Origin of the sequence: Deinococcus sp. YIM 134068 (assembly GCF_036543075.1) — a bacterium.
Taxonomy (GTDB): Bacteria; Deinococcota; Deinococci; order Deinococcales; family Deinococcaceae; genus Deinococcus; species Deinococcus lichenicola.
On record NZ_JAZHPF010000007.1, the window covers coordinates 1 to 14,849 of the forward strand.

Below are 14,849 nucleotides of genomic sequence, written 5' to 3' on the forward strand. Positions count from 1 at the left end.
CGGCGGTGCGGGACAATCCGGGGCTGGAGGCCGTCGTGATGGGCAAACACGGCCTCGTCACCTGGGGCGAGACCTCGAAGGAGAGCTACGAGACGACTCTGCGGATCATCGGGGAGGCGCAGGCGTATCTGGACGCCCACCGGGAGGGGCAACCGTTCGGTGGGGCGAGCGTCCAGAGCCTGCCGGAGGACGAGGCGAATGCCCTGCTCGCCGGGGTGCTGCCCGTCCTGCGCGGCGCGATGAGGGGGGCGCGGCCCGTCATCCTGAACGTGGACCGCAGCCCGGAGGTCATGGAGTTCGTCAATTCCAACGCGGCGGCGGAACTGTCGCAGGTGGGCGCGGCCTGCCCCGATCACCTCGTCCACACGAAGCGGGTGCCGCTGTATCTGGACTGGACGCCGGAGCAGGGGAAGGACGCGCTGATCCAAGCGGCCAAAGAAGGGGTCGAACGCTTCAAGGCCGAGTACGCCGCCTATTTCGAGGAGAACAGGGGTGAGGGCGACGTGATGTTCACGCCCAGCCCGCGCGTGGTCCTCATCCCCGGCCTGGGCATGGTGAACAGCGGGCCGGACGCGCAGGGGGCGGACGTGTCGCGCCAGCTCTACCTCCGCGCCATTCAGGTCATGAAGAGCGCGAGCAGCCTCGGTGGGTTCGTCTCCCTCACCGCCGCCGAGAGCTACGCCGTCGAATACTGGCCGCTCGAACTGTACAAGCTCGCGCAGAAACCCGCGCCGAAGGTGCTGGAGGGGCACGTCGCCCTGGTGACGGGCGCGGCGAGCGGGATTGGCCGGGCCATTGCGCGGCGGCTGGCGCAGGACGGGGCACACGTCGTCATCGCGGACCTCAACGCGGAGGGCGGGGCGGAGGTCGCCGGGGAACTGACGAAGGCACGCGGATACAGACGGGCCACCAGCGTCCCCATGAACGTCACCGAGGAGGCGCAGGTGCAGGGCGCGTACACGCACGCGGTCCTGAATTACGGCGGCGTGGACATGGTGGTGAACAACGCGGGCATCGCCTCCAGCGCCCCCATCGAGGAGACCAGCCTGGAGATGTGGAACAAGAACCAGAGCATCCTCTCCACCGGGTACTTCCTCGTGGCCCGCGAGGCGTTCAAGGTGATGAAGGCGCAGGGCACGGGCGGCAACCTCGTCTTCATCGGCTCCAAGAACTCCGTCGCGGCAGGCAAGAACGCGGCAGCCTACAGCGCGGCGAAGGCGGCGGAACTCCACCTCGCCCGCTGCCTCGCGGAAGAAGGCGGGGCCGCCGGAATCCGCGTGAACTCCGTCCTCCCCGACGGCATCCTCGCGGGGTCCGCGATCTGGGACGGCAAGTGGCGGGCCGAGCGGGCGGCGACCTACGGCATCGCGCCCGACAAGCTCGAGGAGTTCTACCGCAACCGCACCACGCTCAAGGTCAACGTCTTCCCGGAGGACATCGCCGAGGCGGTCGCCTACTTAGGCTCGCCCGCCGCGAGCAAGACGACGGGCGGCGTGCTGACGGTGGACGGCGGCGTGCCCATCGCCTATGTCCGCTGAGGTTTCGCGCCACATTGCCGTCGATCTGGGCGCGTCGAGCGGTCGCGTCGCATTGGGAACCTTGCGGGAGGGGCGGCTGAGCGTCGAGGTTTTGCACCGTTTTCCCAACGGCGGCGTGCCCGTGCGCGGCGGCCTGTACTGGGACCTGCTCGGCCTGTGGCGCGAGATCCTGCATGGTCTGAAACTCGCCTCCTCGCGCGGCCCGGTCGCCAGCGTCGGCGTCAACTCGTGGGCGGTAGACTACGGCCTGCTGGATGACGAGGGAGAACTGCTCGGCGGCGTCCACCACTACCGCAGCGCCCGCCTGAACGGCGTGATGGAACGGGTGCGGGAAACGGTCGGGGACGGGGCGATCTACGGGGCGACGGGCATTCAATTCCTGCCCTTCAACACGCTCTATCAACTGGCGGCGGAACGGCCTGAGCGGCTCTCTCAAGCCCGCACCCTGCTGATGGTCCCCGACCTCCTCCACTACTGGCTGTGCGGGGCGCGGGTGACGGAGCGGACGAACGCGAGCACGACGCAGTTCTACGACCCCCTCAGCGGAGAGTGGGCGACCCCGCTGCTGGACGCCCTGAAGCTTCCCACCCACCTCCTGCCGCCCATCGCCTTACCGGGCACCGACCTCGGAGAACTCAGCCCGGAGGTGGCGCGCGAGACGGGCCTGCACGGCACCCGCGTCATCGTGCCCGCCACACACGACACCGCCTCTGCCGTGGCCGCCGTGCCCGCCGCCGCCGGGGAGACGGGCTGGGCCTACGTGTCGAGCGGAACGTGGAGCCTCGTCGGGGTGGAGACGCCCCAGCCAGTTCTGACGGACGCCGCCCTCACCGCCAACCTCACGAACGAGGCGGGCGTGAACGGCACCACCCGACTCTTGAAAAACGTCATGGGCCTGTGGGTCGTGCAGGAGTGCCGCCGCGCGTGGGACAATGCCGACTTCGCCGCACTGTACGAGGGGGCGGCGGGCGTCCCGGCGGGTGGCCCGCTCATCGACCCCGACGACGCCCGCTTCCTTCATCCCGGCCTCGATATGCCCGACCGGGTAGGGGCGTACTGCGCCGAGACCGGCCAGCCCGTTCCCCGGACCCCGGCGGAGGTCATGCGCTGCGTGCTGGACAGCCTCGCCCACCGGACGGTGGATGTGCTGGAGCAGCTTGAGGCCGTACAGGAGCGACCCATCCGCACCGTCTACGTGGTGGGCGGGGGCGCGCAGAGCGGGTTTCTCAACCAGCTCACCGCCGACCTCTCAGGCCGCACGGTGGTCGCCGGGCCGGTGGAGGCGACGTTGATGGGCAACCTGCTCGTGCAGGCGGAGGCGAGTGGGGCCATCCCGCGCGGCGGTGTGCGGGAGGTCGTGCGGGCCTCTGAACTCCTGACGACCTTCATGCCGTCCGGTCCCGTCCCCGCCGGGGAGCGCGAACGCTTCCGCCGCCTCACTGTTCGTCGCGTGACGGATGAGGCCCTGTCGCGGGGCTAGAGTTGGCAGACCCGGCCCCCGTCTCCACCCCACTCGCGGCCCTTCCGGTGAGGAGCGGCCACGAGTCGAAAGGTACGAACCCCTTGACTGTCGATCTGTTCATCACCTGTCTCAACGACGCGATGTTTCCCCGCACGGGCGAGGCGACCGTGAAACTCCTCGAACGCCTCGGCCACGAGGTCCGCTTCAACGAACGGCAGACCTGCTGCGGCCAGATGCACTTCAACTCCGGGTATCAGGAGGACGCGTTGAAGCTCGTCCGACATTTCGTAGAGACCTTCCGGGACGCGGAAGCCATCGTCGCCCCCAGCGGCTCCTGCGTCGGCATGGTCCGCGACCTGTACCCCCGCGCCGCCGAGTGGGCCGGGGACGAGGCATTGCTGGAGGAGGTGAACGCCCTCACCCCGCGCGTGTTCGAGCTGAGCGAGTTCCTCGTCAAGGAGCTGGGCGTGGAGGACGTGGGCGCGTACTACCCGCACCGGGTCACGTACCACCAGACTTGCCACGCGATGCGGATTTTGCGGGTGGGGGACGCTCCCCTCCGGCTGCTGAGGAACGTCAAAGGCCTGAATCTGGTCGAACTCCCCGCCGTGGAGCAGTGCTGCGGCTTTGGGGGCACCTTCTCCGTGAAGAACGCCGACACGAGCACCGCGATGCTCGCCGACAAGGTGCAGAACGTGATGAGCACGGGGGCCGAGGCCTGCACCGCCGGGGACAACTCCTGCCTGATGCACATCGGCGGTGGGCTGAGTCGCCTGCAGGCGGGCACCCGCACCGTCCACCTCGCCGAGATTCTGGCGAGTACCGAGGGGGAGGTCTTCGCATGAGCAATTCTTCGCCGAGCAGGGCGGCGTCCTGGGCAGAACAGGCCCCAAAGCGGTTGGGAGCCTTGCCCGCCTGCTCGTTCGGGCCTGGGCATTCTTCGTGCGAGGGACACCCATGAGCGCCGGTGGAATCAAGCCCGCCCGGACCTTCCAGCAGGCCGCGAAGGTGACGCTCGCCAACCCGCAGATGCGCCGTAACCTCCGGCACGCGACCACCGTCATCCGCGAGAAGCGTGAGCGGGCGGTGGCCGAGCTGCTCGACTGGGAGGCGCTGCGGGACGAGGGCGCGGCGGTCAAGGATCACGTGATGGCGAGGCTCTCGGAGTACCTCCTCGACCTCGAATCCGCCGTCAAGGCCCGTGGCGGGCACGTCCACTGGGCACGCGACGCGGCGGAAGCGCGGGGGATCGTGGCGGGCATCGCCGAGGGGCACGGGGCGCGGGAGGTCATCAAGGTCAAGTCCATCTCCACCGACGAGATCGAGCTGAACGCGGCGCTCTCGGAACGCGGCATCCACGCCATCGAGACCGACCTCGCCGAACTGATCGTGCAACTCGCCGAGGACCGCCCCAGCCACATCCTCGTCCCGGCCATCCACCGCAACCGGGCGGAAATCCGGGACCTCTTCCGGCGCAAGCTCGGCGCGGAACTGCTCACCGACGAGCCGAAGGCGCTGGCGGAGGCCGCCCGGCTCTACCTGCGCGAGAAGTTCCTGACGACGAAAGTCGCCGTCTCGGGGGCCAATTTCGCCGTTGCCGAGAGCGGCACCGTCTGCGTCGTGGAGTCCGAAGGCAACGGGCGTATGTGCGTGACTATGCCCGACGTGCTCATCAGCGTCATGGGCATCGAGAAGGTGGTCCCGACGTGGCAGGACCTCGCCGTATTCATGCGCCTGCTGCCCCGTTCCAGCACCGCCGAGCGCATGAACCCCTACACCTCCTTCTGGTCGGGGGTGACGCCGGGCGACGGCCCGCAGGAGTTCCACCTCGTCCTGCTCGACAACGGGCGGACGGACGTGCTGGCCGACGAGGTGGGGCGGCAGACGCTCCGCTGTATCCGCTGCTCGGCCTGCCTGAACGTCTGCCCGGTGTACGAGCGAGCGGGCGGCCACGCCTACGGCAGTGTGTACCCCGGCCCCATCGGCGCGATCCTCACCCCACAACTGCTGCATCTGGAGGACAAGAACGCGAACACGCTGCCGTGGGCGAGCAGCCTGTGTGGCGCGTGCTACGACGCCTGCCCGGTCAAGATCAACATTCCCGAGGTGCTGCTGTACCTGCGCGGCAAGATCACGGAAGAGAAGCCGTTGAGCGTCGAGGCCGTCGCCTTCAAGACCGCCGCGTGGGTGATGAGCGAGCCGCACCGCTTCGAGGGGGCGATCAGGCTCGCGCGCACGGGGCAGGGACCGCTGGTGAGGAACGGGGCCATTCACGCCCTGCCGGGGATGCTCGGCGGCTGGACGGACACGCGCGACCTGCCCGCCTTCCCGCCGCAGACCTTCCGCGAGTGGTGGAGGAAACGGCCCGCGCCGCAGGTCCGGGGAGACGACGGGAACGCGCAGACGAGTGAGGGCGAACCCGTCGCCCCGGAGCGGACGGACGACCGGGGGCCGGTGTGAGCGGGGAGGCGAAGCTCGACATCCTGACGCGCATCAACCGCGCGCAGGCCCGGCAACAGGAACCGTTCGCGCGGGTGCCCGTCCGTCCCTCGGCCCGCCCGCGCGGCGAGGTCGTGGAGCAGTTCGCCGAGTACGCCGCCGAGTACCGGGCGAACGTCGTCCGCGTCCCGGCGGCGCAGCTCGCGGGGGCCGTCCGGGACCGCCTCGCCCTGCTGGGCAGCGGGCGCGTCGCCATTCCGGGGGACCTGCCCGCCGGGTGGCTCCCCCCGGAGTGGCCCTTCACGCCGGACGAACCCGGCGTCACCGACCTGACGGCGGTTCAATCGGTGGTCACGGGCTGCGCGGTCGCCATCGCGGAGACCGGCACGGTGGTCCTCGATCACGGCGCGGGGCAGGGACGGCGGGCGCTGACGCTGGTGCCGGACCACCACATCTGCGTCGTGTGGGAGGCGCAGGTGGTGGACAGTGTGCCGGAGGCGGTGGCACACCTGCGGGAGAGCGTGGTGCGCGGGCAGCCGCTGACGTGGATCAGCGGGCCGAGCGCGACCTCCGACATCGAACTCAGCCGCGTGGAGGGCGTGCACGGCCCCCGCGTCCTCGACCTTCTCCTCGTGCGGGAGGCGTGAGATGGCCCTGCCCGAACCCTTTCCACAACTCGGCGAGCTGATCGCCTCCATCGGTGAGGCGGGCCACCGCGTCGCGGGCATGGACGCGAGCGAGGGCGGGGCCGGGAACCTCTCGGTCTGCCTCGGCTGGCCCGTGGAGGTGCGCCGCCGCTTCCCCATCGGGGAGGACTTCGTGCTGCCACAGCCCGCCCCGAACCTCGCCGGTCACGTGGTCCTCGTCACCGGGTCGGGGCGAAGGTTGCGAGACATCCGGCACGACCCCGAGGCCAACCTCGCGGCGGTCGTCATCGGCGGGGACGGGCGCGCGGCCCGGCTGCACACCTCCCCCCGGCGGCTGTTCGAGCGGGTGACGAGCGAGTTCAACTCGCACCTCGCCGTCCACGACGATCAGGTGGGGCGGTCGGGGACGAACTTCCACGCGGTGGTCCACGCGCAGCCGCCGCATCTGACGTACCTCAGCCACATCGCCGCGTACCGGGAGACCCGCACCCTGAACGAGCGGTTGCTCCGCTGGCAGCCGGAGACCATCGTGAATCTGCCGGAGGGCATCGGGGTCCTGCCGTTCATCCTGCCCGGCTCCCCGGCGCTGATGGCAGCGAACATCGGGGCGCTGCGCGAGCACCGGGTCGTCCTGTGGAGCAAACATGGGGTGATGGCGAGGTCGGACGTAAGCATTACGCGGGCGGTGGACCGGGTGGAGTACGCGGAGACGGCGGCGAAGTACGAGCACCTCGACCTGACGAGCGGCGGGCGGGGCGAGGGCCTGTCGCGCGACGAACTGCGCGAGGTCGTGGAGGCCTTCAACGTGCCCACGACCTTGTTGGAGTGATCCCGGCGCGAGGGAGATTCGATCCGGGTCGGCCCTCGGAAAATCGTTCACCTATCGTCCGTCGTCCCGGCACCGATGAACGAACGGTTGCCTCTCGACCTGGCCGGGCTACCCTGGGGTCGGAGGAGGTGCATGAGCAAACCACGCCGGGCACACACGCCGCCGCTCCTGCCCGCCCTGCTGATGGCCCTGCTGGTCGCCCTGCTCGCGCTGACGGCGTTCGTGCTGACCCGGCCCGCCCCTCCCCTCCCCGGCCCGGCGAGCGCCGAGGTGCGCTTCACGCAGGACATGACCCGGCACCACGAGCAGGCGGTGACGATGGCCCGCCTGATCCGCCCCCGCTCCACGCGGCGCACCGTGCGTTCCCTCGCGCTGGACATCGAGCTGTCGCAGGGGGAACAGCTTCGGCAGATGCGCGGCTGGCTCACCCTCTGGGGCCAGGGGCCGGGAGCGCCGCCGACCCCCGAACACGCCCGCCATATGGGGATGGCCTCCCCCGCCGAGCTGGTGTCCCTCTCCACCCTGCCCCCGCGTGAGGCCGAGCGGGCCTTCCTCCGGCTGATGATCCGGCACCACCGGGGGGCGCTGGCGATGGTGCGGGGGGTCCTGCGGCCCGAGGGGGTGCGGCCTGGCGTGCGGCCCGAAGTCCTGCGGCTGGCGCGGCAGATCGAGGCGAGTCAGCGGGGCGAGATCATCACCCTGACCGGGCTGCTCTCCCGGCTGGGCGGGCCGGACTCCTCGGACGCCGCGCCTTCCTCGGGTCAGCACCACCATTAGACCTTGTGCGGACGTGGGCGCTGAGAGGTGAAGAAGGTCGAAGGAAGGTGGAAAGTCCACGGATGTTCACGCTTCCCCTCACCCCTCCGCCTCCCCCGGCAGCGGCGGCGGCACGAGCAGGGCGCTCAGGGCCACGCCGCCCAGGCCCGCCATGACGGCGACGCCGAGCCACAGCTCCAAGCTGAGGTTGCTCAGGCCCGCCCCCACGGCGGCCCCCAGGTAGGGCACCCACACGCAGACGGGCAGCAGGAAGGCGAAGGCCCGCCACGCCCAGACCCGCCCCGGCGAGGGCCGCAGCAGGGCGCACACGGTATCGGCCAATAGTCCCGTGAGGACGGCCAGGAGCGGAACCCGCCACTCGCCGGGGGCCAGCATCAGGCTCATGCCGAGGTTGGTGACGGTGTACATGACCGTGACGGCCCCGAAGGGGAGGTCGAAGCGCCGCAGCAGCAGGAGCACGGGCGCGGCCAGGATCAGGGCCGTGAGGAGGATGGCGCTCAGCTCACCCCGCGTCTGCACCCAGCCCAGCCCCTGCGGCACGACCAGCAGGCCCCACATGTACATGTGCATGAAGGCCGTCACGGTGAGGAGCGCCGTGGCCGAGAGGGTCGCCACCCAGCGGACGCCGGGTGGGGCGCGGCGGGAGGCGGGCAGCCGCCACACGGCATTCAGCGGCGCGGCCAGAATCAGGGCGGCCCCCGCGAACAGCAGGAGGTGGGTGGGCGACAGCAGGGCTTCGATCCCGACCTCGATGCCGAAGGCGGTGTGCCATCCCATATCTCCCAGCCCGCCCAGCCCGAAGAGTGGCACGCCCAGTGCCGCCAGCGCGTAGCCCTCCGGAAAGGCCGCCAGCCCGCGTCCTCCACGCCGCCAGCCCCGGCGGGCGAGCCACAGGCACCACCCGGCGACGGCAAGGAAGCCGCTGTAGAAGAGCGCGTGCCAGGGGGTGAAGAAGGTCTCCAGCGTCTCCCCGAACCTGTTGTGTGCCCAGCCGTCCACGAACAACCCCAGCAGCAGCCAGCCGCCGAGCGCCAGGGTGATGAGGTGCTGCCCGGTGGTGGCCCGGTGTGGTCCGGCGGGGGCGGCGGGCACCGGGACCCGCGCGGGGGGCGGCACGGTGGTCATGCCTGACTCTAGGACAAATCACGGAAGGAGTGCCGCGCTCCCGACCACCTTCCCGACCACCTTCCCGACCACCGTCCCCGCCGCCTTGTCTCTCCGGGGAGAGCAGTCGGGGAAGCGCCTGAGTCCGCTCGCCCCGGAACGTCATGTCTGTCGCCAAGCGACCCGACCTGTCCCGCTAGGCTGCTCGTCTGTGGCCCCTGTACTGAGGTTGGACCGTGGGACCCTCGTGATGCGCGAGGTGCCTGAAGCTGTGGCGGCCCTCTTCGTGTGGGACGCGCGCAGCCAGTCCTACCGCGCGCCGGGAAGCGCCTACCGGGCCGTGGTGGAGGGCTGCCGGGGGGCGGGCGTGCCCCTGCGCGACGAGGCGGCGGCCTTCTTGCGCCTCGACCTCGGCCCCGACCTCGGCTATGCCCGCGAGCTGACCCCCTACCCGCACCAGCAAGAAGCCCTCGCCGCGTGGAAACGGGCCGGGCGGCGGGGCGTCGTCGTCCTGCCCACGGGCGCGGGCAAGACCCTCGTCGCCCAGCTCGCCCTGCGCGACACCGCCCGCAGCGCCCTGATCTGCGTCCCCACCCTCGACCTGCTGCACCAGTGGTACGCGGGCCTCCTCGCCGCCTTCCCCGACGCGAACGTGGGCGTCCTGGGGGGCGGCAGCCGGGACCGCACCCCCATCCTCGTGAGCACCTACGACTCCGCCGCCATCCACGCCGAGGACCTCGCCGGGGGGTACGGTCTCCAGATTTTCGACGAGGCCCACCACCTCCCCGCCGCCTTCACGCGCGTCATCGCCGAGATGGGGCTGGCCCCCTACCGCCTCGGGCTGACCGCCACCCCCAAACGCAGCGACGGGCGGGAGAGCGACCTCGACACCCTGATCGGCCCGGTGGTCTACCGCCGGGCACCGGAGGAGCTCGCCGGGGACACCCTCGCCGAGTACCGCGAGGTCGTCGTCCGGGTGCGGCTCAGCGCCACGGAGCAGCGGCACTACGACGAATTGATCGGCATACGCAACGACTTCCTGCGGCGCTCGGGCCTGCGGCTGGGGAGTCCGCAGGGCTGGCAGCAGTTCGTGATGAGGAGCGGGACCCCGCAGGGCCGGGTGGCGATGCTCGCCCACCGGGAGGCGCGCGGCCTCGCCTACGGCACCGAGGGCAAGTTGCGGGTGCTGGAGGAGGTGCTGGCGAACCACCCGGCGGAGCGGACGCTGATCTTCACGGACGACAACGCGATGGTCTACCGCGTGAGCCGCGACTTTCTCATCCCGGCCATCACCCACCAGACACCCGTCAAGGAGCGCCACGAGGTGCTGGAACACTTCCGCGAGGGGACCTACCGGGTCCTCGTGACGAGCCGGGTGCTCAACGAGGGGGTGGACGTGCCGGAGGCGAGCGTGGCCGTCGTGCTGTCGGGCACGGCGACCGAGCGCGAGCACATCCAGCGGCTGGGCCGCATCCTGCGCCGGGCCGAGGGCAAGACGGCGGTGCTGTACGAGGTCATCACCGAGGGCACCTCGGAGGAACGGGTCAGCCAGCGGCGGCACGGCGAGTGGCGGCCCGCGCCCCCGACCCCGGAGTGGGAGACGCTGAATGCTCCCGACTGAGCTGCTGATGTTCCGGGTGAGGGGCGGCGTCGTGGAACCGAGGCGGCTCAGGGCCACCCTCGGCACCCTCCGCCTCGCCGAGACGGTCATCGCCACCTTCGCGGCCAACGTCGGCAAGCGGCGGGAGGAGCTGGACGAGGACCTGCGCGCGCTGGAGGCGGGCCGCGCCGACTTCAAGGTGCTGCGCGGGCTGGCCCACCTCCTCACGGGCGGGAGCTGCACCTTCGAGGCGGGGGGCGCGGTCGCGCCGGGGGCCGTGCGCGCGAAGGTCTTCCGGCTCGCGCAGGCCTCGGTCCCCAGCCGCCACCACCGCGACCTCGTGCTGGAGCAGGCCGCCCGCGCGCTCTCGGTCACGGCCCCCCTGACCGCCGGGGACGTGTCGGCGGCGCTCTACGCCGACCTCCCCGACCAGCAGACGCTGACCGTGTTCGAGCCGCCGGAGCCGCTGGCGCTGATCCACCGCTTCGACCTCGCCCAGGCGCAGGGAATGCTCTACCGGGCCTACAGCGTCGTGGTCACGGCCCAGCGCAACGAACCCGCCCGCTACAAGCAGCTCCTGCGCTACACCAAGTTCTTCGGGCTGATGCTGACGGTGGAGGGCGACGCCGACGCGGGCTTCACCCTGACCCTCGACGGTCCGGCCAGCCTGTTCGGGGGCACCACCCGCTACGGCCTCGCGCTCGCCAAGTTCCTCCCGGCCCTGCTCCACGTCACGCGCTGGGACCTGACGGCGGCCCTGCGCCCCCGCCGTGACCTCGCCCCGGTGGCGGTGGACGGCGGGAACGAGTGGCTCTTCCAGCTCTCCTCGGCGGACGGCTACGTCAGCCACTACCCCGAGCCGACCGAGCATGACAGCGCGCTGGAGTCGGGGTTCGCAGCGCGATTCGCCAGGACGGACACGCCCTGGGTCCTCGAACGCGAGGTGGACCTCGTGCCGGTGCCCGGCGGCGTGATCCTGCCGGACTTCCGGCTGGTGCATCCGGCGGGGGGCAGCGTGCTCGTGGAGATCGTGGGGTACTGGCGTCCCGAGTACCTGCGCCGGAAGTTCGAGGGGCTGCGGCGCTCGGGCCGCGCGGACGTGATCGTGTGCGTCTCCGAGCGGCTCAATCTGGAGCGGGCGGGCGTGGACCCGTCCGACTTCGGCGACCGGCTGGTGTGGTTCAAGGGCATCCTGAACCCGAAGGACGTGCTGGGCGTAGCCGAGCGGCTGCGGTCGGAAGGAGCGATCTGACTCCAGGCGCGTCCTGCGGGAATGCGGCGGCCCGCCCCCGGCGGCTGGAACTCACCCCGACCTGCCTACCGATTCTGCGGAAAGCCCAGGTCCACCCGGCTGCTCGCGGGGTCGGGCCAGCGCGAGGTCACGACCTTGCCGCGCGTGTAGAACTTGATCCCCTCCGGCCCGTACATGTGGCTGTCCCCGAAGAGGCTCGCCTTCCAGCCGCCGAAGGAGTAGTACGCCACGGGCACCGGGATAGGCACGTTGATCCCCACCATGCCGACCTCGACCTCGAACTGGAAGCGCCGGGCCGCGCCGCCGTCGCGCGTGAAGATGGCGGTGCCGTTGCCGTACTCGTTCTCGTTGATGAGTTTCAGGCCCTCGTCGTAGCTGCTCGCTCGCACCACGCACAGCACGGGACCGAAAATCTCGTCCCGGTAGGCGTCCATCTCGGGCGTCACGTGATCGAGGAGCGAGACGCCGAGGAAGAAGCCGTCTCCGTCGAACTGTTGCTCCCGTCCGTCCACCACCACCGTCGCGCCCTGTTTCGCCGCGCCCTCGATGTACCCCGCCACCCGGTCACGGTGTTCGCGGGTGATGAGCGGCCCCATCTCGTTGCCGGGCTGGTCGCCGGGGCCGACTTTGAGGGCGGGCAGGCGCTCCCGAATGGCCGAGACGAGCGTGTCCCCCACGTCTCCCACCGCCACGAGGACGCTGATCGCCATGCACCGCTCGCCCGCCGAGCCGTAGGCGGCGGAGACGGCGGCGTCGGCGGCCATGCCCACGTCGGCGTCGGGGAGGACGAGCATGTGGTTCTTCGCCCCGCCGAGCGCCTGTACCCGTTTGCCGTGCGCGGTTCCCTGTTGATAGATGTAGCGCGCAATGGGCGTGCTCCCCACGAAGCTCACGGCGGCGATGCCGGGGTGTTCGAGGATGGCGTCCACCGCTTCCTTGTCCCCGTGCAGCACGCTGAACACACCATCTGGAAGACCAGCTTCTCTTAGCAACTCCGCCATAAACAGGCTCGCGCTGGGGTCCTTCTCGCTGGGCTTGAGGATGAAGGCGTTCCCGCAGGCGAGCGCATTCGCCATCATCCACAGCGGCACCATCGCCGGGAAGTTGAAGGGCGTGATGCCCGCCACCACACCGAGTGGCTGCTGGATGGAATACACGTCCACGCCCGTGCTTGCCCCCTCGGAGTACCCGCCCTTGAGGAGATTCGGCACCCCGCAGGCGTACTCCACGTTCTCGATGCCGCGCGCAATTTCACCCAGCGCGTCGGCGTGAACCTTGCCGTGCTCGCGGGTCAGGATGCGGGCAAGGTCGTCCCGGCGACGGTCGAGCAGGTCGCGGAAACGGAAGAGGACTTCGGCCCGCTTGCCGAGGGGTGCGGCCCGCCACGTGTTAGCAGCGGCGGTGGCGAGTTCGACGGCGTGGTCCACCTCGGCACGGCTGGCGAGCGGAACGAGGGCCTGCACCTCTCCGGTGGCGGGGTTGTAGACGGGGGCGGTGCGCCCGGAGGTGCCCTCAGCGGGAGCGCCCGAGAGCCAGTGGGTGAGGGTCTGGACGGAGGCCTGTTGGGTGGACGGTTCGGCGGTGCTGGTCATGGGGAGACCTCCGGGAGTTGGCACGTTGAGCTTTTATCTTTTGCTCCTCCCCCTTGAGGGGGGAGGCCGGGAGGGGGTGAGCGGGCAGGGCGTTTGCGAGGCCAGTGGAGAAGGTCTTGGACCTCTCTTGTTAGGGCAAGCTGACGCTTGCCACCCCTCACCCCGGCCCTCTCCCACGAGGGGAGAGGGAGAACTGCTCTTAATCTGCCGCCACCACCGCCCCGATCATCTCGTCCACCAGGGCCAGCGCCTCCTCGTACACGTCCAGCCCGGCGTCCAGCTCCTCGCGGGTGATGACGAGGGGCGGGCAGACCCAGACCATGTTGAAGCGGCTAAAGGCGTAGACGTGCCTGGACTTGAGGTGGGCAGCGAGTCTCGCCATCTCCGGCGAGGTACCGTTGAAGGGGGCCAGCGGCTCTTTCGTCCTCTTGTCCTTCACCAACTCCAACACGCTGAAGAGGCCGATGTAGCGCACGTCTCCCACACAGGCGTACTTGCGCTTCATGGCCTCCAGGCGCTCGCCCAGGTACTTCCCCAGCTCCAGCGTGTGCTCGAAGAGATTTTCCTCCTCGTACACCCTCAGGTTGGCGATGGCGGCGGCGAGGCTGACGGGATGGCCGCTGTAGGTCAGGCCGCCCGCAAGGAAGTTTTTCTCGAAGTAATCGGCGATCTTCTGATTCACGATGACCGCGCCCAGCGGCATATAGCCGCTCGTGAGACCCTTCGCGCAGGTCACGATGTCCGGCACGATGCCGTAGTGCTGGGTGGCGAGCCACTTGCCGGTCCGCCCGAAGCCGCTCATCACCTCGTCGTCGATGAGGAGGATGCCGTACTTGTCGAGCAGCGCCCGCAGCCGGGGGTAGTAGCTGTCGGGTGGGATCAGCAGGCCGTTGGAGCCGGTGATGCCCTCTACCATCATCGCCGCGATGGTGTGCGGCCCCTCCATCTGAATCACTTCCTCGATGTGGGTGATGCAGCCGTCCTCCCACGCCTCGGCGCTGCCGCCCATCGGCGGGCGGTACATGTAGGGGTCGAACACCCGCACAATGCCGGGGATGCCCGGTTCGACCGGCCAGCGCCGGGGGTCGCCCGAGGCCGTCATGCTGCCCATCGTCGCCCCGTGGTAGGAGCGGTAGCGGGTGATGATCTTGTCACGTCCGGTGTAGAGGCGGGCCATCTTCATCGCGTTCTCGTTGGCCTCGCTGCCGCCCAGGGTGAAGAAGCTCTTGGCGAGGCCCGTCACCTCCGCGAGCTTCCGGCCCAGCTCCGCGCGCACGTCGGTGGCGAACGACGGCCCGGCGAAGCACATCCGGTCCACCTGATCCTTGATCGCCTGCAAGACCTTCGGGTGCTGGTGCCCCACGTTGATGTTGATGAGCTGCGAGGAGAAATCGAGCCAGGTGTTCCCGTCGCCGTCGTAGAAGTGGCTGCCCTTGCCCCCGACCATGTGGATGGGACTGGCCTGCCCCTGCACGCTCCACGAGAAGAGGGTGTACTCGCGGTTGTCGGCGATAACCTGCTGGGTGTCTGGGTGAGGTTCCGGCATAGGGTGCCTCCTGAGTCACGCGGTCGGAAGGAAGAGGGTGAGGGTTTGATCGTAGGCCCCCGG

Annotated in this window: 12 protein-coding genes; 9 read left to right on the forward strand and 3 right to left on the reverse strand. The window is 70.2% G+C overall.

Annotation, left to right across the window (positions count from 1 at the left end; all coding sequences use genetic code 11):
* The 7 genes from rhaD to V3W47_RS08980 all read left to right on the forward strand — a co-directional run.
* The coding region (gene rhaD / locus V3W47_RS08950; protein WP_331824861.1) for a bifunctional rhamnulose-1-phosphate aldolase/short-chain dehydrogenase at positions 1-1,538 on the forward strand (1,538 nt) is incomplete at its 5' end.
* Positions 1,528-3,018, forward strand: coding sequence for a rhamnulokinase (locus V3W47_RS08955; RefSeq protein WP_331824862.1), 1,491 nt, complete (start codon positions 1,528-1,530; stop codon positions 3,016-3,018). The genes rhaD and V3W47_RS08955, both read left to right, overlap by 11 nt.
* Positions 3,019-3,101: 83 nt before the next feature.
* Positions 3,102-3,845: a (Fe-S)-binding protein gene (locus tag V3W47_RS08960; RefSeq protein ID WP_331824863.1), complete on the forward strand. Its 744-nt coding sequence runs from the start codon at positions 3,102-3,104 to the stop codon at positions 3,843-3,845.
* 112 nt (positions 3,846-3,957) lie between these two features.
* Complete coding sequence (locus V3W47_RS08965) at positions 3,958-5,460, forward strand: LutB/LldF family L-lactate oxidation iron-sulfur protein (protein WP_331824864.1); 1,503 nt, start codon at positions 3,958-3,960, stop codon at positions 5,458-5,460.
* On the forward strand, positions 5,457-6,086 hold the full coding sequence (locus V3W47_RS08970; protein ID WP_331824865.1) for a LutC/YkgG family protein: 630 nt from the start codon (positions 5,457-5,459) through the stop codon (positions 6,084-6,086). Before V3W47_RS08965 ends, V3W47_RS08970 begins: the two co-directional genes overlap by 4 nt.
* 1 nt (position 6,087) lies before the next feature.
* Positions 6,088-6,915, forward strand: coding sequence for a class II aldolase/adducin family protein (locus V3W47_RS08975; protein WP_331824866.1), 828 nt, complete (start codon positions 6,088-6,090; stop codon positions 6,913-6,915).
* Positions 6,916-7,047: 132 nt separating this feature from the next.
* Entirely contained in the window at positions 7,048-7,692 is a 645-nt protein-coding gene (locus tag V3W47_RS08980; RefSeq protein ID WP_331824867.1) for a DUF305 domain-containing protein, read from the forward strand.
* 78 nt (positions 7,693-7,770) lie between these two features.
* Here the strand turns inward: V3W47_RS08980 and V3W47_RS08985 are convergent, their stop codons facing one another.
* Positions 7,771-8,817 carry a hypothetical protein gene (locus tag V3W47_RS08985; protein ID WP_331824868.1) on the reverse strand — a complete coding sequence of 349 codons (1,047 nt, stop codon included), beginning with the start codon at positions 8,815-8,817 and terminating at the stop codon, positions 7,771-7,773.
* Positions 8,818-9,007: 190 nt separating this feature from the next.
* Between V3W47_RS08985 and V3W47_RS08990 the strand changes: the two genes are divergently transcribed.
* Together V3W47_RS08990 and V3W47_RS08995 are read left to right on the forward strand one after the other, a co-directional pair.
* Positions 9,008-10,417, forward strand: a complete 1,410-nt coding sequence (locus tag V3W47_RS08990) for a DEAD/DEAH box helicase family protein (protein ID WP_331824869.1) — start codon at positions 9,008-9,010, stop codon at positions 10,415-10,417.
* On the forward strand, positions 10,404-11,648 hold the full coding sequence (locus tag V3W47_RS08995; RefSeq protein WP_331824870.1) for a DUF790 family protein: 1,245 nt from the start codon (positions 10,404-10,406) through the stop codon (positions 11,646-11,648). The genes V3W47_RS08990 and V3W47_RS08995 overlap by 14 nt, the downstream gene beginning before the upstream one ends.
* Positions 11,649-11,713: 65 nt before the next feature.
* Here V3W47_RS08995 and V3W47_RS09000 read toward each other — a convergent pair whose 3' ends face one another.
* Together V3W47_RS09000 and V3W47_RS09005 are read right to left on the reverse strand one after the other, a co-directional pair.
* Positions 11,714-13,240 (reverse strand): CoA-acylating methylmalonate-semialdehyde dehydrogenase, encoded by a 1,527-nt coding sequence (locus V3W47_RS09000; RefSeq protein ID WP_331824871.1) that lies wholly within the window; start codon positions 13,238-13,240, stop codon positions 11,714-11,716.
* A gap of 199 nt (positions 13,241-13,439) precedes the next feature.
* Positions 13,440-14,786: an aminotransferase class III-fold pyridoxal phosphate-dependent enzyme gene (locus V3W47_RS09005; RefSeq protein ID WP_331824872.1), complete on the reverse strand. Its 1,347-nt coding sequence runs from the start codon at positions 14,784-14,786 to the stop codon at positions 13,440-13,442.
* Positions 14,787-14,849: the final 63 nt, after the last annotated feature.

What these genes read in the sequence shown, in the direction of transcription:
- V3W47_RS08955 (WP_331824862.1), top strand. Translation starts at nt 1,528, where the DNA reads ATGTCCGCTGAGGTTTCGCGCCACATTGCCGTCGATCTGGGCGCGTCG.
- V3W47_RS08965 (WP_331824864.1), top strand. Translation starts at nt 3,958, where the DNA reads ATGAGCGCCGGTGGAATCAAGCCCGCCCGGACCTTCCAGCAGGCCGCG.
- V3W47_RS08975 (WP_331824866.1), top strand. Translation starts at nt 6,088, where the DNA reads ATGGCCCTGCCCGAACCCTTTCCACAACTCGGCGAGCTGATCGCCTCC.
- V3W47_RS08980 (WP_331824867.1), top strand. Translation starts at nt 7,048, where the DNA reads ATGAGCAAACCACGCCGGGCACACACGCCGCCGCTCCTGCCCGCCCTG.
- V3W47_RS08985 (WP_331824868.1), bottom strand. Translation starts at nt 8,817, where the DNA reads ATGACCACCGTGCCGCCCCCCGCGCGGGTCCCGGTGCCCGCCGCCCCC.
- V3W47_RS08995 (WP_331824870.1), top strand. Translation starts at nt 10,404, where the DNA reads ATGCTCCCGACTGAGCTGCTGATGTTCCGGGTGAGGGGCGGCGTCGTG.
- V3W47_RS09000 (WP_331824871.1), bottom strand. Translation starts at nt 13,240, where the DNA reads ATGACCAGCACCGCCGAACCGTCCACCCAACAGGCCTCCGTCCAGACC.
- V3W47_RS09005 (WP_331824872.1), bottom strand. Translation starts at nt 14,786, where the DNA reads ATGCCGGAACCTCACCCAGACACCCAGCAGGTTATCGCCGACAACCGC.